The sequence below is a fragment of the Streptacidiphilus jeojiense genome (assembly GCF_000719095.1).
Lineage (GTDB): Bacteria > Actinomycetota > Actinomycetes > Streptomycetales > Streptomycetaceae > Streptacidiphilus > Streptacidiphilus jeojiensis.
The window spans coordinates 82,668-107,089 of the sequence record NZ_JOEH01000003.1; the positions used below are offsets into that span (position 1 = coordinate 82,668).

15 protein-coding genes are annotated in these 24,422 nt (G+C 73.6%); 3 read left to right on the forward strand and 12 right to left on the reverse strand.

Going from position 1 to position 24,422, the window contains the following annotated elements:
- Positions 1–5 precede the first annotated feature (5 nt).
- The 11 genes from IF29_RS0104000 to IF29_RS0104050 all read right to left on the reverse strand — a co-directional run bounded on the left by IF29_RS0104000 (position 6) and on the right by IF29_RS0104050 (position 18,655).
- Entirely contained in the window at positions 6–2,024 is a 2,019-nt protein-coding gene (locus IF29_RS0104000; protein WP_084713499.1) for a protein kinase family protein, read from the reverse strand.
- Positions 2,021–4,708, reverse strand: coding sequence for a hypothetical protein (locus IF29_RS0104005; protein WP_037594293.1), 2,688 nt, complete (start codon positions 4,706–4,708; stop codon positions 2,021–2,023). Before IF29_RS0104005 ends, IF29_RS0104000 begins: the two co-directional genes overlap by 4 nt.
- A gap of 13 nt (positions 4,709–4,721) precedes the next feature.
- Positions 4,722–8,156, reverse strand: coding sequence for a tubulin-like doman-containing protein (locus IF29_RS0104010; RefSeq protein ID WP_063757422.1), 3,435 nt, complete (start codon positions 8,154–8,156; stop codon positions 4,722–4,724).
- 87 nt (positions 8,157–8,243) lie between these two features.
- Positions 8,244–10,520 (reverse strand): vWA domain-containing protein, encoded by a 2,277-nt coding sequence (locus IF29_RS0104015; protein ID WP_051724862.1) that lies wholly within the window; start codon positions 10,518–10,520, stop codon positions 8,244–8,246.
- Between the two features lie 94 nt (positions 10,521–10,614).
- Positions 10,615–11,115 carry a Pycsar system effector family protein gene (locus IF29_RS41570; RefSeq protein ID WP_037594295.1) on the reverse strand — a complete coding sequence of 167 codons (501 nt, stop codon included), beginning with the start codon at positions 11,113–11,115 and terminating at the stop codon, positions 10,615–10,617.
- A complete protein-coding gene (locus IF29_RS0104025; RefSeq protein ID WP_037594297.1) occupies positions 11,112–12,194 on the reverse strand; it encodes a hypothetical protein in 1,083 nt (360 codons plus the stop codon). Before IF29_RS0104025 ends, IF29_RS41570 begins: the two co-directional genes overlap by 4 nt.
- Positions 12,191–14,896, reverse strand: coding sequence for a hypothetical protein (locus IF29_RS0104030; protein WP_157623587.1), 2,706 nt, complete (start codon positions 14,894–14,896; stop codon positions 12,191–12,193). The genes IF29_RS0104025 and IF29_RS0104030 overlap by 4 nt, the downstream gene beginning before the upstream one ends.
- Positions 14,889–15,701, reverse strand: a complete 813-nt coding sequence (locus IF29_RS0104035) for a hypothetical protein (protein ID WP_051724864.1) — start codon at positions 15,699–15,701, stop codon at positions 14,889–14,891. The genes IF29_RS0104030 and IF29_RS0104035 overlap by 8 nt, the downstream gene beginning before the upstream one ends.
- 101 nt (positions 15,702–15,802) lie before the next feature.
- The gene (locus IF29_RS0104040; protein ID WP_030249629.1) at positions 15,803–16,561 is read right to left on the reverse strand and encodes a Crp/Fnr family transcriptional regulator; all 759 of its coding nucleotides are present in this window, start codon (positions 16,559–16,561) and stop codon (positions 15,803–15,805) included.
- A 132-nt stretch (positions 16,562–16,693) separates the two neighbouring features.
- Positions 16,694–17,029: an FmdB family zinc ribbon protein gene (locus IF29_RS0104045; RefSeq protein WP_030249632.1), complete on the reverse strand. Its 336-nt coding sequence runs from the start codon at positions 17,027–17,029 to the stop codon at positions 16,694–16,696.
- Positions 17,030–17,161: 132 nt separating this feature from the next.
- Positions 17,162–18,655, reverse strand: a complete 1,494-nt coding sequence (locus tag IF29_RS0104050) for a potassium/proton antiporter (protein ID WP_030249635.1) — start codon at positions 18,653–18,655, stop codon at positions 17,162–17,164.
- Between the two features lie 224 nt (positions 18,656–18,879).
- Between IF29_RS0104050 and IF29_RS0104055 the strand changes: the two genes are divergently transcribed.
- On the forward strand, positions 18,880–21,699 hold the full coding sequence (locus IF29_RS0104055; RefSeq protein WP_030249637.1) for a penicillin acylase family protein: 2,820 nt from the start codon (positions 18,880–18,882) through the stop codon (positions 21,697–21,699).
- Positions 21,700–21,731: 32 nt separating this feature from the next.
- On the opposite strand, the gene IF29_RS0104060 is transcribed toward IF29_RS0104055, so the two are convergent.
- On the reverse strand, positions 21,732–22,316 hold the full coding sequence (locus tag IF29_RS0104060) for a 5-formyltetrahydrofolate cyclo-ligase (RefSeq protein ID WP_030249640.1): 585 nt from the start codon (positions 22,314–22,316) through the stop codon (positions 21,732–21,734).
- 75 nt (positions 22,317–22,391) lie between these two features.
- Between IF29_RS0104060 and IF29_RS0104065 the strand changes: the two genes are divergently transcribed.
- Both IF29_RS0104065 and IF29_RS0104070 read left to right on the forward strand, forming a co-directional pair.
- Positions 22,392–23,348 (forward strand): GGDEF domain-containing protein, encoded by a 957-nt coding sequence (locus IF29_RS0104065; protein WP_051724865.1) that lies wholly within the window; start codon positions 22,392–22,394, stop codon positions 23,346–23,348.
- A gap of 57 nt (positions 23,349–23,405) precedes the next feature.
- Entirely contained in the window at positions 23,406–24,359 is a 954-nt protein-coding gene (locus IF29_RS0104070; RefSeq protein WP_030249644.1) for a UTP--glucose-1-phosphate uridylyltransferase, read from the forward strand.
- Positions 24,360–24,422 lie beyond the last annotated feature (63 nt).

The window sequence follows — 24,422 nt, forward strand, 5'->3', positions numbered from 1 at the left end:
GCCCGTCACCGGCCCAGGTCGTAGCGGTCGTCGCCGGACTGCGCCGGCGCCTGCACCAGCCCGTGCATGGCCAGCAGCGACACCAGCGGTGCCAGCACCCGCTGCGGCTGAACCCCGCGCGGGTACCGGCCCCGGTCCTCGCGTCCGCCGGTCGCCGAGGCCACGTGCAGGGTGCACTGGCGGACCGCGTCGAAGGGGCGCAGCCAGGCGCGTCCGGCATGGCGGTGCAGCAGCGCGTAGACGTCCCTGCTCTCGGCCTGCACGGCGGCGCGCGACAGCGGCGCCTCGACGGCACGGCCGAGCCAGCGGTCCACCGGCGGTTCGAACCGCAGCAGGTCCGCCTTGCCGAGCACGATCGCGGCCGGGACGTCCAGGTAGGGGCCCTGCCGGGGCAGCCGGTCCAGCACCGTGTCGAACGCCGGGTCGCCGTCCCGCTTCACCTCCAGGTCGCTGGCGGCGCCGCGGAGCACGTCCAGCACGGGCAGCGGCAGCGACAGCACCGGGTCGACGACGAACAGCAGCGCGTCCACGCCCAGCAGGAACTGCAGCAGTGCGTCGGTGCGCAGCAGGTCCTCCCCGGCCAGGTCGAAGAAGGCCAGCGGGCGGGTGTGCCCGGTGGCGTCCTTGAGCAGCAGTGCCTCGACGAAGCGGACCTGGCCGGTCTCGCCGAGCCCGGCGGTGTGCTGGAGCACCTCGCCGCTGCGCAGCGGCGCCACCCGCTCGCGGACGAACAGCGCGTGCTCCTGCGGATTGACGGACTGCCAGCTCATCCCGTACGGCTCCAGCCCGCCGTCGGTGATCTCGGCGATCATCTGGGTGAGCAGATGGCTCTTGCCGGTGGCGGACTGCCCGACCATGGCGACGGTGAGCGGACGGCCGTTGGTGAGGTAGGGGACCGGGACGTGGTGCCGGGCGATCCCGGCACCGCCGCGGCAGAGCTGGTAGGCGGCGCGGCGCCGGTCCTCCCGCAGCACCGGACTGCTGACCCTGGACAGGTCCAGCTCGGTGAACTGCCGGGTGGCGTTGGCGGTGTACAGGGCCTTGGGGTCGTAGCTGATCCGCTCCAGGCAGTACGGGCAGAGCACCTTGCCCTGGTCGGCCGGGTCGGTGTGGCGCGGCTCGGCGGCCGGGCCGCGCAGGGTCGGGTCGGCCCGGCGCTTGAGCTCCAGCGCCTCGTCGAAGGCGGTCCGGTGCGGCTCCAACTCGTCCCCGGCCGCGGCCAGCCGGGCCCGGGCACTGCTGCCCGGTGAGAGCACGTCCAGCAGCGTTCCCGGGCCCGGGCGGTGGCCGGCCTGCGGGGCGAAGGCTCCGGCCAGCGTCTCGGCCAGCAGCCGGTGCAGGCCGAGGTCGGCGGGGGCGCGGTCGGCCGGGCCGTCCTGCCCGGTGACCATCCGGTACAGCACCTGGGCGCTGCTCCAGACCGCGTCCCTGGGGTCGGCGGTCCCGGTGCCGAGACGCTGCTCGGGCGAGGCGTAGGGGGCCGTGCCCCAGGGGATGCGCGGCGTTCCGGTGCGCTGCACCGCGTTCAGCCCCCACAGCTGCACCGCCCTGCCGTCCCAGCGCACGGTCGCCGGGGTGACCCCGCGGTGCACCAGGCCCTGCTGCTCCAGCAGGGTCAGCGCCAGCATCAGCCCGCTGAGGACGGCCCACTGGTCGTTGGTCGAGGCCGCCCGGTAGGAGGCGGCCGGAGTGCCGCGCGGCGGCCGGTAGAGCACGAAGGGCTCCGCGCAGTCCAGGTCGTAGCCGAGCACGTCGGGGAAGAGCTCGGTGTAACCGATGTCGGTGAAGGCCCGGTTGATCCGCAGTGCGGCCGAGACCTCGGCGTCCAGCCGCTGCTGCGCCTCGGGCACGGCCGCGTCCACCACGGACAGCCGGAACTGGACGCACTGGGTGGAGGTCCCGAGCAGGGCCCGGCGCACCCGCAGTGGTGACTGCCCGTCACGGCGGTCCTCGGCGCCGAAGCGGACCGGGACGTCGATCCGCTTGCCCGCCGGGGTGGTGAAGGAGAGGTCGGGCGGGCTCACCACTCGTCCCCCTCGTCGGGGCGGCCGCCGCTGGGGCCGTCGGCGGGGCCGTCGGTGTCCAGGTCGCCGGGACCGCGTTCCAGGGTCCGGACGCTGCGCACCGCGCCGCCGCGCAGCGGGACCAGTCCCAGCAGGCCGGCGTATCGGCCCGAGGAGAGCCAGACCGCGGTGCCGGTGCCGCCGGTGGCCCGGTCGGCCTGTTCGATCTGCGGTTGCACGGCCGCCGGTGCGAAGCGCAGCCACACCGTCATCTCCGGATCGCGGTTGAGCAGCACCTCCTGCTCCGCCGACACCAGGGGCACCGCCGTCGCCGGATCGGCGTCCGGGCCCGCCGCCTGGACCAGGCGCTGCAGGCTCAGTCCCTGCAGTTCGGACGTACCGGGCCGGACCCGCTGCGGTCCGGCGGAGGGAGGCGCGGCGACGTCGTTCTCGCGCAGATGGGCACGGGCCCGCGCCAGCATCGCCCGTACCTGCGCGCCGACCCGTTGCTGGGCCGCGGCGGCCGACTCGCCGCGCTCCACCGTGCCCCAGTACGAGGCGAGTTCGGTGATCACGGCGTCCGTCAGATCCCCGGCCAGGGTGCTGACCAGGGCCGGACCGCCGAGGCCGGAGTCCCGGTCGAGCCAGGGCGGGGGCGGTGCGTCCGGGTCGGTCGGGGCCGCGGCCGCGGCCGCCGGGGTCGGTGCGGCCGCTGCTGCCGCTCCCGGGGCGGACGGGTCCGAGCCGTTCCCCCAGGCGAACTGCTGGGCCCAGTCGTCCACCGGGCTGCCCGGGGCGGCCGGCTGCCCGGGGCCGGGCTGCGGACCGGATGCCGGACCGATGGGGTCCGTTCCGGCCCAGCTCTCGTCCGGGTCGTAGTCGTAGTCGAAGTCGTCCGAGGTGCTCTCGCCGAACTCCCCGGGCGCGGAGGGCTGCGACAGCCAGGCCTCGTCGGCGTCCGGATCGGCGGCGGCGCCGGCCGTGCCGAACGCCTCGGCCGTGCCGAACAGGTCCTCGGCGCCGACGGCCTGCTGGTACGCCTCGTCGGCGGCCGCGCGCAGCACCCCGGCAACGGCGCCGGCCGCGTCCGCGCAGTCGCTGCGGGCCCGGGCGGCCCAGTGCTCCCGGACCGCCCGGGCCAGCACCTGGTCCAGGCCGTCCAGGGCCTCCTGGACGGCGGCCGTGCCGCTGCGCCCGCCCCAGGCGTGGACCGCGTCGCGCCAGCCGGTGACCACCGCGGTCAGCGCCAGCACCAGGCCGAGCAGCACGCCGATCGCTCCGACCCAGAGCGGTGGGTGCAGCACCGCACCGCCCGCGCCGCCGAGGACCGCCCCCACCAGGGCGCCGCCGCCGAGCAGCCGGGCGCCGTCGCCGGTGGCCCCGGCCAGCCGCCGTCGGGCGAGGACCGCGCTGCCCAGCACCAGGGCGGGGACCAGCAGCGCCAGCAGGGTGAGCGGCCAGGCCCAGAGCCCGCCCAGCAGCCCGGCCGCCAGGCAGGCCGGGGCGCGCCAGCCACCCGGCTCCAGCGCGGCCCGCGGGCCGCCCCGGCGCGGCCCGAGGCCGGCCACCTTGTCCTTGCCGTACCTGGCCAGGGCGGGCAGCAGGGTCGAGCCCGGAACCGGCGCGATCCGTCCGGACAGGGCGGTGAAGCGCTGGGCGGTGCCGCGCACCGAGAGCCCGTCGCCGAGCAGCCGTTCGGCCAGCCGCCTGAGCCCATCGCCGATGCCCTCGCCGGCGCCCTCCGAGGGAGCCACCTGCAGCCCCCTGTGCCGGAAGAGCTCCAGGGTGGCGGCCGAACCCGGTCCGGTGGGACTGGTGTCCACCGATAGCACCCCGGTCACCAGCTCCCGGTAGCCGTCCAGGGCCCGGCGGGCGCCGGTCACCTCGGCCTCGAAGGCGAGCAGCGCCCCGGTGCCCACCAGCCCGGTGATCCTGGCCAGGTCCAGCAGCGCGGTGGCGGTGCCGTCCAGGGCGTCGGTGCAGTCGCGGTAGGCCCGGTCGGCCTCCCCGCCCGGCACGCGGTGGCCGCGGCCGCCCGCGGTCTGACCCAGGACCAGGTCGGCCAGCGGCTTGGGGAGCTGCTCGGCCGGGACCTCGGCCCATCCGCCGCCGGCGCCCTCGGCCGGGCCGCCGGCGAACTGGGTCAGCGCCCCGCGCCAGGCGCGGTCCCTGGCCTGCGGGTCCAGTTGCTGCTCCAGCAGCCGGACGGCGGGGGCCGCGACGGACTCGTTCAGCGGGGTCAGCTGCTCCAGCACCGCGTCGAACAGGTCCGGGACCCGGAGCAGGTCGCGCAGCGGGGCCAGCGCGGACGGGTCGTCAGGAGCGGCGCCGTCGAGGAGCCCGTGCGCCGCGTGCAGGTCCCCGGCCCAGAGCAGCCCGCAGGTGCCGGCCGCCGAACGCAGCGTGTCGGGCTTCAGCAGGACCCGCTCGCCCTGCTCCGGGGCGTCCCCGACCAGCAGGCACACCAGGTGCACCGAACTGCCGCCGGGGAAGCGGCGGATGCGCTCGTAGGCCCGCCGGTTCCCGGCGAGCCCGGCCGGCGTGTCGACCACCAGGAAGCGAAGCCGGTCGGAACGGGAGGGGCCGCGCCCGCCCCGCTGCCGGAGCACCTCGGCGCGCAGTTCGGGACCGCTGTCGTAGCGCCCGTCGCTGTCCCGCAGGTCGATGCTGATCACCGGTTCGGAGACCGGCTGGTACGTCGTCACCGGAGTCCTCCCCTCACAGCTCGTCGTCGAAGTCGTCGAACAGGTCGGGGCCGTCGTCGAAGCCGGCGCCATGGTCCTCCGGTTCCGGCTGCGGACCCTTGCGGTACGGGTCGTACCCCGCCCCGGGAGCTCTGGAGGGGCCGGCGGTCCGGTAGTCCGAGGCGTCGTCGTCGGCGCCGGCCCGGTCCGGGCGGCCGCGGTCGTCGAGCGGTCCGTCGGTGCTCCACTCGTCCTCGACGTCCACCCGCGGGGCCCGGCGACGGCCGGGTCCCGCCGCGGGCTCGGCGCGGTGCGGGTCCAGGTCGCCGGAGCGGATCGCCGCCAGCAGGCTGCGCAGGTTCGGCTGGACCGCGCGCTGGTCGGCGAACTCCAGGTCCAGGGCGGCCGGCAGGGTCCTGGCCCAGAACTGCCAGAGCGGCCTGACCCAGCCCTCGGCCCTGGCCCCGCCGCGTTCGGCCCGCTCGCGCAGCAGCGCGAGCTGACGCGGCGCCACCTCCTCCACCAGCTGCACGAACAGCGGGTCGGGTTCGCTGCCGGAGCGGTTCAGACCGACCGGCTGGGCCCGCATCAGCCTGCGGCAGTACTCCTCGACGATCCGCTCGTCGTCCATCACGGTCCAGCGCTCGTAGGTGCGCAGCAGCTCGGCCCAGGAGGAGACGTCGTCGTCGAACTCGGGCAGCCGCAGCCGCACGCCGGGCTGGTCCGAGCCCCGCTCCGGGTAGAGCCGCAGCTTGACCTGGCGCGGCGAGTCGGGCTTGCCGGCCAGCACCTCCACCTGGCCGTTCCACAGGCAGCACAGCAGCCGGTGCAGGATCGTCCTGCGGTCCTCCTCGCCGCTGACCAGCCAGTCGTCCCGGTGGCCGAGCCGCTGGCGCCAGCGCAGCACGTCCTCGGCCTGCTCGTCGTCCTTGGCCTGGGCCCACTGCCGCAGCACCTTGCGGGCCTCCGGCACCTGGGTCAGGCTCATCTCGCTGCGGAACTGGACCACGGTGATGGCGTTGGTGTCCACCCCGCGGTACTCCACCGTCAGCCTGGTGTCGTTGGGCAGCCGCAGCGCCCGGGCCAGGTAGTCCTCGACGTCGTCCGAGTTGGCCACCCTGGGGTAGACCACCAGGGCCTTCAGCCGGCCGGTGCCGTCCGGGGTGAACCCGGCCGGGAGCAGCCCGGCCAGCTTGGTGCGGAACTTGTTCTGGGCCTCCTGGCTGACCTGGGCGGCCGCCTCGGCGTTCCCGGCGGCGGCGGAGAGCAGGGTGCCCATGGACGGCAGCAGCGGGGTCTCCTCCACCTGGTCGCCGGCTTCGGCGAACAGCCGGGTGATCCGGCCCACCAGCAGGGACTTGATGTCCGCCACGGCCTTGGCGGGAGCACGGCGGCTGTCCCTGAAGGCGGCGCTCCAGGCGTTGCCGTCGATCAGGCGCAGCGCCAGGGCCGCCTCCCGGTCCGACTTCAGCAGCCCCTCACGGACCGCCAGCCTGGCCCGCAGGTCCTCGTAGAAGTGGTTGATCTCGCCCTGCGGCGGCAGCAGGTAGGAGATCCCCCTGCGGTCCTCGTAGAGCTCGGAGGCGCGTACCTCGGAGCTCCTGGGCTCCTGCTCGGCCTGCTGGCGGAAGGCGTTGAGCAGCCGGTTCAGATCGGCGGCCAGCCCCTCGGCGGCCGGCTGCCAGCGCCGCTGCTGGTCCCGCCAGGCCTCGTGCCAGACGGCCTTGCTGCGCCAGGAGTACCAGGCGTCCTGGGCGCGCAGAGCGGCCTGCACGTCCTCGTCGCCCCAGCGCGCCTTGATGCCGGGGACCCGGCCCTTGATCCGCGGGATCCGCGGCGGCTGGTCCTTGACCGCAGCGGAACGCACCGGCACCCGGGAGCGGCTGTCGAGCATGCCCAGGAAGCCCAGCTGGGCGATGGGGTCGTCGGCGCCGGGCAGTCCCTTGACGACCTGCTCCAGCAGGAACGGGTCCACGGTCTGCAGCAGCTTGTCGGCGGCCTCGCCGGCGCCGGCGAGGAACCGGTCGGCCATCCGGGCGGCGGCGTCGGCGGACCGCGGACGCAGGTCGTCGAGCAGCACCTGCATGTCGCGCAGCCGCATGCTGAGCGCGCGTTCGATGGCCGGACCGCCCTTGGGCAGCGGGTCCACCTCGCCCACGTCCAGCTGCTTGCGCTCCCAGAGCTCCTCCAGCCCGGAGTCGGCGAACATCCGCTTGATCAGGGCGACCGGGTCCTGGCTGCCGGGACGGCGGTTGGGGTCGCCGAGCTGGTTGACCGCGGAGCGCAGCAGGCGTCCTGCGATCAGCTCGGCCAGGTCGTCCAGCGGGGCGGTCATCGAGGCCACCAGGGCGGTGGAGACGCCCTGCCGCCCGATGCCCGAGTCCGCGGGCGCGGCCCGGTGCAGGCCGCGGTTGATGAAGCTGGCGGCGAAGGTCTGGTAGTCGTCGTCGGCCCGGGCGGCGACGCCGGGCCTGCCGTCGCCCAGCTCGGTCCCGATCAGCGAGAGGATCAGCGAGACGATCGAGCGGCGCAGGTCGTCCTGGCGGATCCCGGCTGTGCCGCTGAACAGGAAGGCGGTCGGCAGGATGCCGGTGCGCAGCCGCATCGGCTGCGGGTTGTTGGGGTAGGTGATCCGCAGCGCCCGGTCCTGTCCGGTCTCGCCGATGTCATGGCCGGCCCTGGGCGCGTTCTGCTCGTCGACCACCCGGAACAGGTCCACCAGGGCGCGGGCCGAGTTCAGTTCGGCCTCCCGTCCGCCGCCGGCAGCGGCCGGGAACGTCGACGGCATCACCACCAGCGGGTAGATCTTGACGCCGTGCAGCCCCTTCTCCTGGAACGCCTGGTTGATCAGGTAGAGGTAGTCGAGGAAGATCCCGGCGCCGGTGCCCCCGGCCACCGAGAAGGCCACGAACACGTCGTAGCCGTTGATCCCGCCGCCGCCGAGCTGGTCCAGCTGCCCGTTGGAACCGGCGATCATGTCGATGGCCTGGGTCAGCGGCTCCAGTACCGGGGCCAGGCTGTGCCGCAGCGTGCCGAACAGCGCGGCCCTTCCCACGGTGGGCAGTTGACCGGCGCCGTTGCGCAGCGGGGTGACCCGGGGCTCGTTGTCGTGCGGCGGCAGCCAGCCGCGGGTCTCCTCGCGCATGGCGGCCCGCAGCATCTGGGTCACCTCGGGCGAGCTGTCGTACTGGGGGAGCAGGTGGTAGGTGGAGCGCGAGGTGCGGTTGTACGCGGGCCGCAGCCTGGGGTCCACGGTGCGGTGCGGCAGCCGCTCCAGGTCGGAGTCGCTGAAGTCCGCGTAGACGAACTGCAGGCAGTCCGGCAGCTGGTGCGGCTGCCCGGTGATGTGGGTGATCAGGTTGCCGTCGGGACCGCACAGGTCGGCCCTGATCCGACGTTCGAGCTCGGCGCCGATCAGGCCGCCGGTGCCGCCCAGGCCGACGAAGAGCATCGGCTGAAAGATCTTCATCTGTTCCGTCCCCCCAACCGGCCGCGGGTTGCGGCCGGGTCGTCTGCTTCGTTGTGCGGGTCTGGCTGCCGGGTCATGAACACCGGGTCACAGATAGCTGTTCGGCTCGCTCCCGTCCGGCTCGGGCACCGAACCGGACGGCTCGCCCAGTCGCAGGCTGAGCCCGTGCTCCAGCGGTTCCGGCACCCCGACGGACAGCTTGATCCGGACGTTGTTCCCGATCCGCAGGACGCCGGCGCCGTCCACGCTGCCGCGCACCGCGTAGGCCCCGCCGGCCCTGGCCCGGATCCGCGGGAAGGGCCGGGTGGGCTCCTCGATGTCGAACTCGAACCAGCCCTTGGGGCCGGAGCGGGCCGTGTAGGTGCCCAGCTCCTTTCCCTCGCCGCTGATCAGGGTGATCCTCAGGCCGTCCGCGGCGATCCGCCGCCTGCGGTAGCGTTGCTGCGCCACCAGCAGCGCGCCGGCCAGCAGCACCAGCACGGCCGCCCCGACGAAGGCCCACCACAGCTGCTGCCAGAGGCCCGGGCGCGGGGTGAGCGTCAGCGAGACGGTGGGACTGGCCAGTACCCGGCCGTGGTCGCTGCTGTCGATGACCGTCGGGGTGGCGCCGAGGGGCAGCGGGGAGCCGCCCAGCCGGTTGCCGAAGGCGCCGCGCGGGCCGACCACCAGGGTGACCGTGCGGGTGCCGGTCGCGCCCGGGGCGAGCACCAGCCGGTCCGGCCCGAAGGTGAGCAGACCGCCGTCCACGTCGGGCACGCTGAGCAGCAGGGTGTGCGCGCTGGAGTCGCCGTTGTGGACGGCCAGGCTGCCGTTGATCCGGTCCCCGGGGTGGTGCGCCCCGCCGGCGATCGTCAGGTCCGCGCTCACCAGTGCGGTGGGCGCCCCGATCCAGCCGGGGGCGGTGATGCCGCTCTCCGCGGTGAGCCCGACGGCGGTCAGTGTCCCGGTCATCTTCAGTGCCCCGGAAGCACTCCGGGGGATCGTCACATAGCCGGAGAAGGAGGCGTCGCCGGCCTTGGCGTCGGGCACCGCGCCGTTGTCGGCGAGCGGGACCGGGACCGGGGTGAAGCCGTCGCCGGTCAGCTCGGCCGACACCTGCAGCCCGGCGTAGTCCCCGGGGTCGGTGATGCTGTAGCCGAGCCGGGTCTCCAGTCGCAGCGTGGCCACCGCCCGCTGGCCCGGCAGCGGCGAGGGCGGGTCGAGGGTGACCGAGCCGCGCAGCTCACCGCGCCAGAGCACACCCGCGGTGGCCAGCTTGCCCCGGTGCCCGGACGGCGCGTCCAGGTGGATCCGCCAGGGACCCGGCATCGGGTCGGTGATCCGCAGCGACTCGACCAGCTGGCCGCTGCCGGCCAGCTCGTAACTGGAGCCGTTGGCGTCGGTGCCCGGGTGGATCTGGTTCCCGTCCGGGTCGAAGTAGCTGACCGTCACCGCCGGGTCGCCCTTGGAGACCACGATGCTGCCGGTGGTGGCCAGCGCGGAGATCTGCACCGTCAGGTCGGTCGGGGGATAGCCGTGCACGTCCGAACCGCGGCGCAGGCAGTGCGCGGCGGCGAAGGCGGTCTCCAGGGCGGAGCCGACCGCGGTGGAGTCGGACACCTCGGTGGCCCTGGGCCTGGCGTCCGGGAGGTCCACGCAGCCGTTCTGGTAGCCGCCGGCGGCCATCTGCGTCAGCGTGGCCCGGTCCAGGTCCTGCGCGGGGCCGAAGCCCAGCGACCAGACCTGGATGTGGTCGGCGGCGGCCTGCGCCAGCACCTGGATGAGCTGCTGCTGTCCGGCGGCCTGCCGGTGCGCTGCGGTGTCCCCGTACTCCGGGCTGGTGGAGACGTCCAGCTTCCCGTCGGTGAGCACGAACAGCACCCGTGGGGTGCTCGGGTCGGTGCCCTGGGTCAGGTAGGAGATCCCCTGGCGGATGGCGTTGGGGAAGTCGGTGCCCTGGCCCTGGGCGGCGCTGCGGCTCTGCAGTTTGGCGCTGCAGGATCCGATCCGGTCCCGTCCGGCGGCGTCCAGCTGGGTCGGCGTGCAGTCCGTGTCGACCGGGCGCTCGGAGGCGTTGTCGGCGCTGGCGAAGCCGAACACGCTCACCTGCGAGGTGGACGAGATGTCGCCGAGGGCGATCCGGGTCGCGGCGTCACGTTCGGCGGCCATGTCGGCCGCCGAGATGCTGCCGGACTCGTCCACGGCGATCGAGTAGTTGATGGGTCCGATGGTCTGGTCGGCGGCGGTGGCAGTGGCGGTGCCGGCAGTGGCAGTGGCGGCCGGGCTCGCGCCGGCGGCCAGCGGCCGGCCCTGGGCCTGGGCCGACAGCGGGACTGTCCCCAGCAGCAACGCGGTGAGCACGGCCGCGACCCGGTAGCGCGTCATCCTTGGTCCCCCCAAAAAATGTGCGACAATTGCTGTTATAGCGTCAGATATGGTTCTGTATAAGTTGTTTGACGATCCGTTATGAAATTCACAGCTATCGGCGCAGCAGCAGCCCGGCGACGGCCAGCAGCGCTCCCGGCACCATGCAGGCCACCCCCCGCCGGATCCAGCGGTACTTGGCCGCGAGGATGGTGCTCACGTCCACCGACTGCACCAGCAGCCAGCGGACCGGGTCACGGCCGGCCGAGGCGACCCGCGCCACCAGCAGGTCCGGGTTCTCGGCGGCCAGCAGGTCGCCGAAGTAGGTCAGATCGCCGACGGCCCGTCCGGTTCCGGTGCGCGGCAGGATCGTCCGGACCAGCGCGGCCGCGCCGAGGAGCCAGAGCAGCGCGCCGGCGGAGAGCAGCGCCGTCGCCGCTGTCCCGCCGCCGGCCGCCGGCCAGTGGCCGCCGATCAGCAGCGCGGGCGCCGCCACCGCGCCGGAGAGCAGGATGGACGCCTTGGTGTCGGCGCGGCCGACATCCTCCCTGACCGTCGCCAGCAGCCGTTCGGCGACGAAGCGGTCGGCCGGCTCCACGGCGGGTCCGGCCGTCATGACGTCCCCCCGTCGGCCCAGGACCAGCCGTCCTCCGGGTCGTCCACGGCCTGCGACTCACGGCCGCCGGACGGGCCCCCGGACTGGCTGCCTGACGGGCTGTCGGACTCCACCCACCAGGGGGTGTCCACCGGCTCCGGGTCCGTCCCGCGGCCCTGCTCCAGCGCCGGCTGCGGACGGTTGTCGCGGCGCACCGTGTGCGGGCCGAGCGGTCCGTCGATCGAGTACGGCGAGTGGGCCGCCAGCGTGCTGCGCATCTGCTGCTCGAGGTCGGCCGAGTGCAGCCGGCCGCTGTCGATCATGTCCAGTACATGGCCCTGCAGCCTGAGGTGGTCCTCGCGGCTCTCCAGCCGCAGCTTCTCCAGGAACTCGGCGGCCTCGCCGGGGCTGTCCGCCAGCACATAGCTGAGCTGGTCCAGTTGGCCGCCCTCCAGCATCCCCCGGAAGCGCTGCATCCGGAGCCCAAGCCGCTCCGCCTCCAGCCGCTCCTGCTCCGACTTGTGCAGGTGCTCCTCCTGGGCGGCCCGCAGCAGCGCGGCCGACTCCACCGCCTGCTGGTCCACGTTCAGCCGGACGTACAGCCGGGTCCACAGGCCGATGGAGTCGCCCAGGTCGTTCCAGCGTCCGCTGGCGCACTCGGCGGTGACCGCGTCGTTGGCCCTCTTGGCCGCCTGCACCGGGTAGTTCTGGGTGATCTCCCGCAGCCGCTCCAGGATCGGCGCCTCCAGTTCCAGCACCACGTCCCTGACCACGGCCTTCGCCACCAGGTAGGGGTCGTCCACGCGCCAGTGGATGTCCACCACGGCGTCGAAGAAGGTGGCGCCGCCGGCGGCGGGGAGCGGCAGCTCCAGCGTGGACTGGAACTTGCCCAGGGCGATCTCGCAGACGGTGTCGCTCTTGCCCAGCAGCGGCCGCCGCCCGTGCGTCTCGGACCCGTGCGCGCTCTTCACGGTGTAGCTCCCGTTGCCGTGCAGCACGACGGAGACGGTCCGCGCGCCGGCATGCCGAAAGCCCCGTTCGGCCGGGTAGTCACGGAGGAACGGGCCGAGGGGCGGTGCGGCGTCGGTGCTGTCGGTCATGGGCGTCTTCCTCCTGGGTGGTCGGCGTGGACCCGCGGGCGCGGCGGCCCGCTCCGCGGCGGAGCGGGTTCCTCGGTGGCTGTGGTGGTGGCAGTGGCGGGCCCGGCGGCCGGGCGGGCGAGCCGCCACAGTTCACTGGCCCGGGCCCTGCTGATCGGGTCGTCCTCGTCCCGGAGCATGCGTTCGACGACCTGGCGGACCGGCCTGCGGTCCCCCTCCCGGGTGACCAGCGCGGGGAGCAGCGCGGTCAGCCCGGGCAGCGCCTTGGGTCGGTCGCCGGCCCAGGCGGCCCGGAACCAGTGCTCCAGCGCGTCGAGGGCGGCGTCCCTGGACCGGGGCGTGTGCAGCGCGGTCCACATCAGGTCGGCCAGCGGCTCGGCCAGGGCGGGCCGGGCGTCGGCGAGCGCGAGCGGCAGCGGCCAGTCCAGCCGGTCGGCGAGGTCGGCGGCGGTCTCGTCGTCCCAGACCTCCGCCACCTCGGTGAGCGCCAGCCGGACGATGGCGACCAGCCCGAGGTTCTGGTGGGACGGGCGCCGATCGCTGGTCCAGGCGTGCAGCCGGCGCAGCACGGCCAGGCTGCTGTCGGCGTCGACCGCGAGCCTGATCACATTGAAGGAGGCCACCGGCAGTTGCGCGCCCTCGCCCCGGACCGCGATGCCGGCCAGCCGGTCGAGGGCCGCCGAGGTGCGCCGCGCGCCGCGCGGATAGCCGAGGCCCATGGCGGCGGTCCAGCGCAGCGCCGCGGACTCCGTGCCGGACCAGTCCTCGATCAGGGCGCGGACCGGCTCGCGGTAGCGGTCGTGCCGGGCCGCCTGGTCCAGTGCGGTCGCGGCGAACAGCCTGCGGCGCAGCGAGGCGGCGCCGGCGAGCGGCCGCAGCAGTTCCTCGTGGCCGTGGTCGAAGTCCCGGGCGCACAGCTCCCCGACCGCGACCGCGGCGCGGACCCACACCTGCGGCCGCGGATCGTCGGCCAACTGCCGCAGCCAGCGCACGATCGGGGCCCTGGCGGCGTGGTGCCGGTCCCAGACCTCGGCCAGCACGGCGCCGGGAAGGGCGCCGCCCCGGTAGCCGACCAGCCGGGCCGGCACCTCGATGCCGGCGGTCTCGGTCACCCCCTCCCGGACCTCGGCGCGGGACAGCAGCAGGTCGGACTCCGGGTCGTCGGAGAACAGCGGCCGGGAAGGGGTCCGTTCCGGATCCGTCTCCATGGAGAGCTCCCAGGTCAGCGTGTGCGCAGCCAGGGAGACGGTGCTGTAGGTGAGGCCGCCGAGGACGGCCAGGGCGACCCGGAAGGCGGCCGGGTGCAGCACGTCGGCGGTGCGGTGGTGCGGGAGCCGGTCCGGACCCGGCGCGGAGTCGGCTGCGCGGCCCGGGGCGGTGGCGTCCCGGTCCAGTCCGGCGAACCACTCCTGGGCCTGACGCAACGACAGGGTCCGGCACTCGTCCAGGAGTTGTCGACGGGTCAGGCTGCCGCGCAGGTGACCGGCGAGCAGTCCGGCGAGCAGCCCCACCTCGGCCGGGCGCAGCTCGTCCAGGCCCACCGCGGCCAGCACCTCCGGGTCCTCGGCCAATGCCGCCGCCTCGCGCAGCAGTTCGGGCGGAACGGGTTCCTCTGGAGCCGGGCCCGCAGCCATCCCCACGTGTGGCTGCGGACCCGCTCCGGTCGGGGGCACCGCCGGGGGCTGCCGCAGCTGCTCCCGCAGCCGGGACTCCAGCAGTGCGCTTGCGGGCGGGGGCGGGCAGGTCGTCCCGTAGCGCCCGCCCAGCAGCGGTACCACCGCCGCGCCGACGGTGACGACCAGCACCGCGTAGCAGTCGCGCCGGGCCAGGGCCGCCGCGAACACGTCCAGGTGCACCTCGTTCGGCAGGGCGGAGGACGGCAGACCGGCGGGCAGTTCCAGGAGGAAGCCGACCCCGCGGTGATCGCCGTCGAGCACCGTCCGGTCCAGCGCGGTCAGGTCGGCGCCGGGTTCCACCCGGCGGACGCGGGCGGTGCTCCCCTCCCCGTCCGGGAGCGGGCCCCCGGACGCACCGCCCGCGTCGTCCGTGGCGACGGCGCCCGCCGGCTCGCCCGACGCGTCGGGTCGAGGGCCGGGGGCTGCCGTCCGGTGCGGCGTCAGATCGTCCAGCAGGGCCAGCGCGGTACTGGTGCGGCCGGTCCCCGGTGCGGCTCCCAGCAGCAGCAGCCGGTTGGCGTGCAGCATCCGGCGCAGCGTCAGGTATCCCTGCGGCTCCTCGTAGTACCGCCGCAGCCGCCGCAGCTCCTCCGCGGGCACCGGCCCGCTGCGCGCCGCGGCGCTCGGCCGGCCGGCGCCCAGGTTGAGATTGAACACATCGCCGATCTGGGCGCGGTGGAACACCGAGCTGACGAAGCTGTTGAGGTCGCCGCCGGCCCGGAAGCTGGCACGGGTGGAGCTGCGGGCCCGGGACGCCGCGGCCATGTCGGCGGCCTGCTCGTCCGCCTCGCCGTCCTGGCCCTCGCCCAGCGGCTTCCTGGCGAGCTCCCGGAACCGGTCGGCCTCGCGTTCGGCCTCGGCCTGCTCGACCTTCCCGTCCCGGCCCTCGTCCCGGCCCTGGCCCTCGCCCTGGTCCGCGCCCCTGCCCTCGCCCTGCTCCCGGGCGCCCTCGGCACCCTCGACGTGCTCCCCGCCCCGACGGGGCCGCTGCGCTTCGACGGCACCGCCGTCCGGGTCGTCAGGCACGGTCGCCCCCACCGACGTTGTTGGTGCGGCCGATGTGGGTCGGGCCCTCGTAGCGGTTGTGCGAGTTGAACGAGACGTCGCCGTTGTCGACCCGGACCCGCGCCAGCGGGTCCGGGCCCTCCCGCCCCGCCTCCCCTGCCTGCTCCTCCACGAAGCCCGCAGCCCCCGCGGACCCGGCAGCCTCCGGCGTCGCCGTCTCGTCCGCCAGTACCGGCGCGGGACGCCCCGGCAGCATGAACCAGGCGGTCGCGGGCCCCTCCTTCAGCTGGACCCGGGCCGGGACGTACTGGTCCGGGTCGATGTAGCGGCCGCCCGGCAGCACCACCTCGGTGTGCAGCCGGTCCGAGGTGACCAGGACCAGGTCGGCACGGGCCTGCTCCAGCGCCAGCCGCGCAGTGCGGCAGTCGGCGAGCCGGCAGGCCAGGTCCACCGCCTGCCCGCTGATCCCCTCCTCGTCGTGCCGGACCGGCCCGACGTGCATGCCGACCCGCAGCCCCAGCGGCCGCTCCTGCCCCGCGTTCTCCTCCTTGAGCAGTTCGTTCACCTCGACCACCCACAGCCCCAGCATCCTGCTGGGCGGCATCCCGGCCAGGGCGGCGAGCACCCCGTCCCCCCGGTCCTCCAGGTGCAGTGCGCCCTCGTTGATCCGGGCGTACTCGAAGGCCCCGTGCACCACGCGGTAGAGCTGCCTGCGCATCCGGGTCTTGGCGGCGTCGTCGTACTGCCCCGAGCCGCGGGCGTCCACGCTCACCACCAGTTCGTAGACGCCTTCGCTCCCGCTGCTGCCGTTGGTCGCTTCGAGCACGATCCCCCCTGGTGGTGTGCCGGCGGTGCTGCTTCTGCTGTTGCTGTGTTCTGTGCTCGAATCCCAGTCTTGGCCGCTGTGGTCGCGGTGTCTGTGACCGTTTACAGGTTCCGGTCCGCCGCTCGGCGTTCGCCGGTGCCGCCGTCCGCCCCGTCGGCCAGCAGCTTCAGCAGGGCGGGTTCGAGGATCTCCACCCTGCGGTTGCCGGTGCGCACCACCTGCTGGTCGCGGAGCAGGCGCAGCGCCTTGGCCACGGCTTCCCTGGTCGCGCCCACGGTCGCGGCGAGTTCGTCCTGGGGCAGGTGCACGACGGCGGTCGGCGGTTTTCGGCCCCGGCGGTCGGAGGGGCCGGCCGGGGTGTAGGGGCCGGTGCCGTTCACGGTGCTCAGCTCGACCAGTCGGGCGGCGAGCCTGCGGAGCACGGTCATGGAGGCGAGCGCCGAGCGCTCGCTGTCGGCGCTGCGCAGGCGGGAGGCCAGCTGGCGCATCACCAGGGCGCCGATGCGGGGATTGACCGCGAGGAAGCGACGGAAGCTGTCGCCCGGAACCACCACTGCCTCGACCGGTCCGAGCGCTCGTACGGTGGCGCTTCGAGGACGGTTGTCGAGGGCTGCGAGCTCCCCGAGTAACTCGCCGGGGCCGCGGATCCCGAGGATCAGCCGGGTGGCGCCGCGGTCGGTGCTCACCGAGACGGTGGCCCAGCCGTCGAGGAGCAGCAGCACATGGGTGCTGCGGTCACCCTCGACCATGAGACCGGTGTCGGCGGGGAGACTTCGGCGTGGGCCCAGCGCCAGGAAGGCTTCGTACTCCTGGCGGGTGAGCGCACGGGCAAAGGCCTGGTCGTCGCCGAGTAACCCCATGAACACCCCCCCGGGTGAGCCTTGGCTGGATACCGATGGTGACAGAGCCGGGCGCACAGGGGGATGACTTTAGGTCACGCTGGGATCACTATTGTTTCCAACGTGCGGTGGAAATAAGGAATTTCGGTGCGGTCAGGCGGCCGGGGAGCTGCTTCCCGAGCTGGAACCGGTGCTGCTCCCGGTGGACGGCGCGGGGCTGGGGCTGCCGCCCGAGCTCGACGACGAGTCGCCGGACGAGGACGTCGAGGAGGCCGCGGCCGGCTTGGCCGCCCCCACCGTGCTGCTCGAGGACGAGCGGCTGTCGGTGCGGTAGAAGCCGCTGCCCTTGAAGACCACGCCGACTGCGGAGTAGATCTTGCGGAGCCTGCCGTTGCACGTCGGGCAGACGGTCAGGGCGTCGTCCGTGAACTTCTGGACCGCCTCGAGGCCGTTGCCGCACTCGGTGCACTGGTACTGGTACGTCGGCACTGTCTTTTCCTCCTGGCTGGCACTCTCGCCTGATGAGTGCTAACGACGGTCAATGATGCGGTATTCCGCGGCGATAGTCCACCGTGACCACTGTGAGCTGTGGCAATGCGAGCCGTGACGCCTCCGCGACGGTCAGTAGCTGTCCCGCTGTTCGAGCCAGCCGGCGAGCTTGCCGCCCCGGTCGACGGCGCGCAGCCGGCGCTCGGCGCGGTCCCGCACCTGGTCGGTGGTGACCACCAGCAGGTCGTCCCCGGCCCGCAGCACGGTGGTGGGTCCCGGGACGAAGCTGGCGCCGTCCCTGACCACCAGGGTGACCGCGGCGCCCTTGGGCAGCCGCAGCTCGCTGACCTCGACGCCGGCGATCCTCGACCCGGGGGCCAGGGTCAGCGACAGCAGGTGCCCGCGCAGCCGTTCGACCGGCGCGGACTCCACGTCGAGCCGGTCCGCGTGGCCCGGGTCGCCGATCCGCAGCCGTCGCGCCACCCAGGGCAGCGTCGGGCCCTGGACCAGGGTGAACACCACGACCAGCAGGAACACGATATTGAAGAGCTGGTGTGCGCCCGGCACCTGTCCGACCACCGGGATGGTGGCCAGCACGATGGGCACCGCCCCGCGCAGCCCGGCCCAGGAGAGCAGGGTCTGCTCGCGCAGCGTGATGCCGAACGGGGTCATCGTCAGCAGCACCGACAGCGGCCGGGCCAGGAACACCAGCACCAGGCCGACGACCAGCGCCGGGACGATCGCGTCGCCCATGGTGTGCGGCGTCACCAGCAGCCCGAGCAGGACGAACATGCTGATCTGGGCGATCCAGGCGAGCCCCTCGGCGAAGCCGCGGGTGGCCGGTCCGTGCGGCAGCCGGGAGTTCCCCAGCACCAGGGTGGCGATGTAGACGGCGAGGAAGCCGGAACCGTGCAGCAGGGCGCCGCCGGCGTAGGCGAGCAGGGCCAGCGCGGTCACCGCGATGGGGTAGAGGCCGGAGGAGGGCAGCGCGACCCGGCGCAGCGCCAGCGAGCCCAGCCGGCCCACGGCGAGCCCGATGACCAGGCCGATGGCCAGCTGCATGGCGATCGAGCCGACCAGCACGTACCAGCTGTCGATCGGACCGGTGGTGGCGAAGGCGACGACCAGGATGACCACCGGGGCGTCGTTGAAGCCGGACTCGGCCTCCAGCAGCCCGCTGAGCCGGGACGGCAGTGGGACCCGGCGCAGCACCGAGAAGACCGCGGCGGCGTCGGTGGACGAGACCACCGCGCCGAGCAGCAGCGACAGCCGCCAGTCGGTGCCGACCAGCAGGTGCGCGCCCAGGGCGGTGACCCCGACGCTGACGCCGGTGCCGAGGGTCGCCAGCACCGCGGCGGCCGGGGCCGCCGGTCTGATGCTGGTCCAGTTGGTGCTCAGGCCGCCCTCGGCGAGGATGACCACCAGCGCGGCGTAGCCGAGCACCTGGGTGAGTGACGCGTTGTCGTATCCGACGCCCAGTCCGTCCTGGCCCAGCCCGACGCCGATGCCGAGGTAGAGCAGCAGGCTGGGCAGGCCGCTGCGGGAGGCGAGCCGCACGGCGGCCACGGCGACGAGGAGGACCAGGGAGAAGGCGAGGAGCAGGGTGTCGAGATGGTGGACTGTCACTCAGGGGCACCTCACAACGGCAGGCGTCAGACGGGCAGTCAGATAATTACTCTGTCTAACATTTTACCTTGCCTTGGTGATCTCTTGTCCAGGGTGAAGAATCTGGGCGAATGCGGAGGCCGATACCAGTCATCGGGCCGTTCGGTTCAAGTGTTAGCGTCGGCTCCGCCGCACAGCACCGCGCCCTCAGGCGGCGGACGAGCCCCTGCCCCACAAGGACCCTGATGCCCCGCACCAAGAAGTTCCGCCGGCTCCGACTGCTGGTGATCCTTGTCGTCCTGCTGCTGGTCGCCGGCGCAGGACTCGGCGGCTGGCTGGGGGTGAGGACCGTCAAGTCCTCGTTCCCGCAGACCACCGGCACGCTGCGGCTCGCCGGGCTCTCGGCGCCGGTCAGCGTGGACCGCGACAGCAAGGGCATCCCGCAGATCTACGCGAACACCCCGGCGGACCTGTTCAAGGCCCAGGGATACGTGCAGGCTCAGGACCGCTTCTGGCAGATGGACGTCGACCGGCACATCACCGCGGGCACCCTGGCCTCGATGTTCGGCAAGGGACAGGTGGAGACCGACGCCTTCATCCGCACCATGGGATGGCGCGACGTGGCACAGCAGGAGTACGACACCAAGCTCGACGCCACCACCAAGCAGTACCTCCAGGACTACGCGGACGGCGTCAACGCCTGGCTCGCCGAACACCCCGGCGGGGCCGGCGCCTCGCTGGAGTACGCCCTGCTCGGCACGGCCTACAGCGGCTACAAGCCGGCGCCGTGGACCCCGGTGGACTCGGTGTCCTGGCTGAAGGCGATGGCCTGGGACCTCAGCGGCAACATGCAGCAGGAGATCGACCGCTCGCTGCTCTCGCAGAAGCTCAGCAAGGAGCAGATCGCGGAGCTGTACCCGTCCTACCCGTACAGCACCAACAGCACCATCCTGAAGACCGGAACGGTCACCGACGCCGGCACCGCCAAGGCCACCTACCACCCGGCGGCCGGTGACGGGTCGTCGGGCTCCTCGGGCTCGTCGGGCGGCTCGTCCGGCAGCGGCGGAAGCAGTTCCGGCACGACGACCCAGGCCTCCTCGACCACCGGCAGCAGCGGTGCCGTCTCCAGTGCGGTGCAGGCCTCCCAGTCGGCGACCACCCAGCTCGCCGCCAACCTGGACAGCATTCCCGCGCTGCTCGGCGACCCCGGTCAGGGCATCGGCTCCAACTCCTGGGTGGTCTCCGGCAGTCACACCACCACCGGCGAACCGCTGCTGGCCAACGACCCGCACCTGGGCCCGGGGCTGCCGTCCATCTGGTACCAGATGGGCCTGCACTGCAACGTCGTCAACGCGGCGTGCCCGTACGACACCACCGGCTTCACCTTCGCCGGGATGCCGGGCGTGGTGATCGGCCACAACCAGTCGATCTCCTGGGGCTTCACCAACCTCGGCGCCGACGTCCAGGACCTCTACCTGGAGCAGGTCACCGGCGACGACACCTACCTGTACGACGGCAAGAACAAGAAGTTCACCACCCGCCAGGAGGTGATCAAGGTCGCCGGGGGCGCCGACCAGACCATCACCGTGCGCAGCACCGCCGACGGCATGCCGATCATCTCCGACCACAACACCGAGCAGCAGTCGGTCGGCCAGGACGCCCCGGTCGACGGCACCGCGCCACCGCGCAACGGCGGCTACGCCATCGCGCTGCGCTGGACCGCGCTGGACCCCGGCAACACCATGGACGCCGTCTTCGAGCTGGACCGGGCCACCGACTTCACCCAGTTCAAGGCCGCCGCGCGGGACTTCGCCGTGCCGGCGCAGAACCTGATCTACGCCGACACCGCCGGGAACATCGGCTACCAGGCCCCCGGCCAGATCCCGATCCGCGCCAAGGGCGACGACGGCACCTACCCGATGCCGGGCTGGACCGACCAGTACCAGTGGAAGGGCTTCATCCCGCAGGCGGCGCTGCCGTACGTGGAGAACCCCGCCTCCGGGTACATCGTCACCGCCAACCAGGCCGTGGTGGACACCTCCTACCCGTACGAGCTGACCGACGACTGGGGCTACGGCACCCGGTCCCAGCAGATCACCGACCTGATCAAGTCCAAGCTGGCGAACGGCGGCAAGATCTCGCCGGACGACATGCAGAGCATGCAGACCGACGACACCAGCGTGATGGCGCAGACCCTGGTGCCCTACCTGCTCAAGGTTCCGCTGAGCGACCCCTACTACAAGGACGCGCAGCAGCTGCTGAAGGACTGGAACTACAAGCAGGACGCCGGATCGGCGGCCGCCGCGTACTACAACGCGGTCTGGAGCAACCTGCTGCACCTGGCCTTCGACGAGCAGTTCCCGGCGCAGGTCCGGGCCACCACCGACTGCGTGCTGCAACTGCCGGCCGGCACCGCGCAGGTGCCGGTGGACGGGGTGAACGCGGCGCCCAAGCGGGTCTCGGTCTGCGGCACCCGCAGCCCGGACCAGGCCCAGCCGGACGGCGGCGACCAGTGGACCACCGTGGTCACCGCGCTGCTGAAGCAGCCCAACAGCGACTGGTGGACCTACACCGACGCCCAGGGCGCGCAGGTCCAGGGCCTGGACAACATGCTGCTCAAGGCCATGGTCGACGCCCGCAAGCAGCTGACCTCGCTGATGGGCAAGGACATCAGCACCTGGAGCTGGGGCCGGATCCACACGCTGACCCTCAAGGAGCAGACCCTCGGCACGGACAACTCCTCGATCTTCTCCGGCCTGGTGCACAAGCTGCTCGACCGCGGCCCGTACCAGCTGGACGGCAGCAGCGCGGCGGTGGACGCCACCGGATGGGACGCCGCGGCGGGCTACCAGGTGGACTGGGCGCCCTCGATGCGGATGGTGGTGGACCTGTCCGACCTGGACGCCTCACGCTGGATCAACGTCGGCGGCGCCTCCGGCCACGCCTACAGCGCCCACTACAACGACCAGACCCAGCTCTGGGCCGAGGGCCAGCTGCTGACCTGGCCGTTCGCCAAGAGCGCGGTGCAGGCGGCGACCGTCGACAAACTGACACTGACGCCGTAGCCGGGCGGCCCGAACCCGCGGGGCCAGGGCGGTCACGCCCCGAAGCGCCACAGCTTCGAGGGCGTGACCGCCGCGTCCACCGGGCGGTCGTGCGCCTCGGCCGGGACCTCCGGCAGCACCTCGTGGTCGTAGAGCAGGGTCACCAGCGGCGCCCGCGAGTCCGCCGCGGCAAGCCGGGCCAGCACCCGGTCGTAGCTGCCGCCGCCGCGGCCCAGTCTGACGCCCCGTCGGTCCACCGCCAGGCCCGGCATCAGCACCAGGTCCGCCCGGCACACCGCCTCGGTGCCGAGCGGCGCACCCGCCGGTTCGCGCAGCCCGCGGCGCGCCCCGACCAGGCTCTCCGCGCCCTGGTAGGCACCCCAGTCCAGATCGTTGTCCGGGCGCAGCAGCGGCAGCAGCACCTGCACCCCCCGCGCCCGCAGCTCGTCCAGCAGCGCCAGGGTGCCGGGCTCCGCCCCCACCGAGACATAGCCGGCCACCACCGCGGGCAGGCGGGCCGGCAGGAGCTCCAGCGCCCGGTGGCCCAGCGCCAGCCCCGCCTGCTGCCGCTGCTCGGGTGACATCGCGGCGCGGGCGGCCAACAGGCGTGACCTCAGGGCGGTCTTGTCGTTCAACATGGGATGAGCGGGCCTTTCGTGCGCGAGCCGGGCGGGGCACGCCCAGTCTGCACGCGCCGACGGAGGGGCACGCCGATGGACCTGCCGACCGTACTGTCAGCGGCCCTCGCCGCGCTGCTGCTGACCGCCTCGGCCGTCGCCGCCGTGGCGCTGGTACGGCTGCGCCGGGTCCGCGGCAGCGCCGCCGCGAGCGAGCTGAGCCTGCGGCAGGAGCTGCAGCGGCTCCAGCAGGGCCGGGCCGAACTGGAACGCACCTCCTACACCGACGCCCTCACCGGGGTCTGGAACTACCGCTACCTGCAACTGGCCCTGGACCGGGAGATCGCCCGCTGCGCCCGCCGGCCGGTGCAGCCGGAGGGCGCCGACCGGCTCTCGGTACTGCTGCTGGAGATCGAGGGCTTCGACGAGATCCGCCGCGAGCACGGCCACCAGCGCGGCGGCGCGGTGCTGCGCGACCTGGCCCAGCGGCTGGCCATGGAGGTCCGCGAGACCGACGTCTTCGGCCGCTACGGCGGGGAGGAGTTCCTGGTGCTGCTGCCGGACACGGACGCCGCCGGGGCCGAGCACGTCGCCGAACGGCTCCGCTGGACGGTCCGCAGGCACCCGCTGGCGCTGCCGTCCGTCCCGGTGCCGGCGGACGGCCCGGGGGCGGCCCCGGTCAACGGGCTCGGCGCCGTGGTCGGCACCGCCGTGCTGCCCAGGGACGGCGCGCACGCTGCGCTGCTGCTGCGCGCGGCCGACCGGGCACTGGCCGCGGCCCGCGCCGCCGCGGCGGACGCCTCGGCGCCGCCACCATCGGGCGGTTCCGGGTCCACGACCGCACCGGAGTCGACGTTCGAACCGATGTCCGAATCGGTGTCCGGGGCCGTGCAGGCGCCGCCGGACGCTCCCACCAGCGGTCCGGCGGAGGCCGCCGACCCCGGCTCCGACCAGGACACCTGCCGGACCGGCGATCAATCCCTGCCGTCAACTGCCGTGTCGCAGCCCGTTTACCGGCTGCTGGCACAGGGATGTGACCTGTCTGTGACCTGACAGTGAATGCCCGGGGTCAGGCCTGACCTGCGACGGTGGGCAAGTACAGTCATCGGTATGACGAAAGCACGTGCGCGCCAGATCACCAAGGCTGTGATCCCTGCCGCGGGTCTGGGTACCCGGTTCCTTCCGGCGACCAAGGCGACTCCCAAGGAGATGCTGCCGGTCGTGGACAAGCCCGCGATCCAGTACGTGGTGGAGGAAGCCGCGTCCGCCGGCCTGACCGACGTGCTGATGATCACCGGGCGCAACAAGCGTCCGCTGGAGGACCACTTCGACCGCGCGTACGAGCTGGAGGAGCTGCTGGTCCGCAAGGGCGACGAGGCCAAGCTGGCCCGGGTCCGGGAGTCCAGCGACCTCGCCACCATGCACTACGTCCGCCAGGGCGACCCCAAGGGGCTCGGCCACGCGGTGCTCTGCGCCGAGCCGCACGTCGCCGACCAGCCGTTCGCGGTGCTCCTCGGCGACGACCTGATCGACCCGCGCGACCCGCTGCTGGCCAAGATGATCGACGTCCAGCGCGAGCTCGGCGGCAGCGTCGTGGCGCTGATCGAGGTCGCCCCCGAGCAGGCGCACCTCTACGGCTGCGCCGCGGTGAAGCCGGCCGAGTGGCACGGCACCCTCGGCGGCGACGACGAGATCGTCCGGATCACCGACCTGGTGGAGAAGCCCGCCGAGGGCGAGGCCCCCAGCAACTACGCGGTGATCGGCCGCTACGTCCTCGACCCCACCGTGTTCGACGTGCTGCGGGAGACCCCGCCCGGCAAGAACGACGAGATCCAGCTCACCGACGCGCTCCGGGTGCTCGCCCAGCGCACCCCGGGCCGGGGCGGCCCGGTCCACGGCGTCCTCTTCAAGGGCCGCCGCTACGACACGGGCGACCGCGGCGACTACCTCCGCGCGATCGTCCGCCTGGCGTGCGAGCGTGATGACCTGGGCCCGGACTTCCGGACCTGGCTCAAGGAGCTCGTCGGCAGCGGCGAGCTGGACACCCTCACCGGGGCCGAGTAACCGCCGGCAGGACATCTTCGGGTCCTGGAGGGGGTAGGCAGCCGGAGGACGAACGCAGCACGG

What these genes read in the sequence shown, in the direction of transcription:
- IF29_RS0104010 (WP_063757422.1), bottom strand. Translation starts at nt 8,156, where the DNA reads ATGAAGATCTTTCAGCCGATGCTCTTCGTCGGCCTGGGCGGCACCGGC.
- IF29_RS0104015 (WP_051724862.1), bottom strand. Translation starts at nt 10,520, where the DNA reads ATGACGCGCTACCGGGTCGCGGCCGTGCTCACCGCGTTGCTGCTGGGG.
- IF29_RS41570 (WP_037594295.1), bottom strand. Translation starts at nt 11,115, where the DNA reads ATGACGGCCGGACCCGCCGTGGAGCCGGCCGACCGCTTCGTCGCCGAA.
- IF29_RS0104025 (WP_037594297.1), bottom strand. Translation starts at nt 12,194, where the DNA reads ATGACCGACAGCACCGACGCCGCACCGCCCCTCGGCCCGTTCCTCCGT.
- IF29_RS0104040 (WP_030249629.1), bottom strand. Translation starts at nt 16,561, where the DNA reads ATGGGGTTACTCGGCGACGACCAGGCCTTTGCCCGTGCGCTCACCCGC.
- IF29_RS0104055 (WP_030249637.1), top strand. Translation starts at nt 18,880, where the DNA reads ATGCCCCGCACCAAGAAGTTCCGCCGGCTCCGACTGCTGGTGATCCTT.
- IF29_RS0104060 (WP_030249640.1), bottom strand. Translation starts at nt 22,316, where the DNA reads ATGTTGAACGACAAGACCGCCCTGAGGTCACGCCTGTTGGCCGCCCGC.
- IF29_RS0104065 (WP_051724865.1), top strand. Translation starts at nt 22,392, where the DNA reads ATGGACCTGCCGACCGTACTGTCAGCGGCCCTCGCCGCGCTGCTGCTG.
- IF29_RS0104070 (WP_030249644.1), top strand. Translation starts at nt 23,406, where the DNA reads ATGACGAAAGCACGTGCGCGCCAGATCACCAAGGCTGTGATCCCTGCC.